At 59.0% G+C, this 1,355-nt stretch carries 1 protein-coding gene; it reads right to left on the bottom strand.

Annotation, left to right across the window (positions count from 1 at the left end):
- Nucleotides 1–18: 18 nt before the first annotated feature.
- Nucleotides 19–1,086, bottom strand: a complete 1,068-nt coding sequence (locus H7E91_RS11430; RefSeq protein WP_206680439.1) for an IS110 family RNA-guided transposase — start codon at nucleotides 1,084–1,086, stop codon at nucleotides 19–21.
- Nucleotides 1,087–1,355: the final 269 nt, after the last annotated feature.

The following is a 1,355-nucleotide window of genomic DNA, read 5'->3' as shown; positions in this document are numbered from 1 at the left end:
TTGACGCTCCTATGTCTGTCAACTCGCTTTCAGGGCATGGGCGATAGTGGTGGGTTGGGCTTTGACGAGGTGGTAGACCTCGCGGATGACGTAGCGTTTTAGGCATCGGATGATGTCTCGTTTTGTCTTGCCTTCGGCGGTGCGTTTAGCGATGTAGGCTTTGGTCGGCTCGTGGTGTTGCATTCGGACGATGACGGTGCGGTAGATCGCGGCGTTGAGCTGACGGTGGCCTCCGTGGTTGATTCGGTGTCGTCCGCTGGTCTGTCCTGAACCTGTTGGGATGGGACTGATGCCGGCAAGCTTGGCGAAGGCCGCTTCTGATTTGATGCGTTCGGGGTTGTCGCCGACCACGATGAGGATTTCCGCGGCCGTGTCGGCGCCGATGCCGAACCGGTGAAGTAGGGCGGGGCGATAGTCAGCCACGAGGGCGTGGATCTTTGCTTCTAGTTCCTTAATTTGGGTATCGAGGTAGAGCCACCTGTGTGCCAGTGTGCGCAGCGAGTAGCGCAGCGTCCCGGCGACGGTGGTCACGTCCGCAGGACGCAGCCGGGACAGATGGCGAGCGAGCTTGATCTGGGTCATTTTATTCGTGTTTGCCCGCAGCTGGTCATCGCCATGGACCAGCATCGTTTTAAGGGTGATCATCGCAGCACTGCGGTCTTTGACAGCTGTGTCGTGGACGATCTTGAGCTGACGGAGCATCTCCACAGTGCCATCACCGGTTTTAGGAATTGCGGTAGCCATGCCTGCTAAAGCCGCTCGGGCAGCGTTTTCTGCGTCCAGAGTGTCGGATTTGCCGTTCATTCTCCGCAGCCGTCGGTCGGGCCGGCCAGCCTCCACGACACTGTGCCCATGACGGCGCAGATAGGATGTCAGGCTGGCCCCGTAAGAGCCGGTCCCTTCAACTCCGAAAACCAAGATCTGACCATAGGACTGGGCCCACGCCAGGAGCTGGCGAAATCCTGGGGTGTCGGTGGGGATTGTCAAGGTCGCAAGGATGCCTGCGACGGAGTCCATGACGGCTGCGACGTGAAGATGTTTATGAGTATCGACGCCGACGACAACGTATCCGGATCTAGTATCCAACTGAGTTTCCATTGCTTTGTGTTTCCTGCCTCGCTCGTGTGAACGCCACACTGTCGCCTGCCTGGTGGACAGGACTGTCACGAGGAACGCGTATTGCTCCAGGCTCCTATTAGGTCACGCCCGGCAGGTGGCAGTGCTCTATGTGCCTGGCCGGGCGCTCGACAGTACAACGCCAAGACACCCTCCGGGTCATTCGTAGACAAGGGTCAGAACGCGCCGGCCAGGTCTTCCCGATTCTTGCGGAACCAGGTGAAAACAGCCTGACAGTC

The sequence above is a fragment of the Flaviflexus huanghaiensis genome (assembly GCF_014118685.1).
Classification (GTDB): Bacteria; Actinomycetota; Actinomycetes; order Actinomycetales; family Actinomycetaceae; genus Flaviflexus; species Flaviflexus huanghaiensis.
Note: the sequence above shows the minus strand (reverse complement) of the source record. Positions and strands in the feature narration are given on the sequence as shown.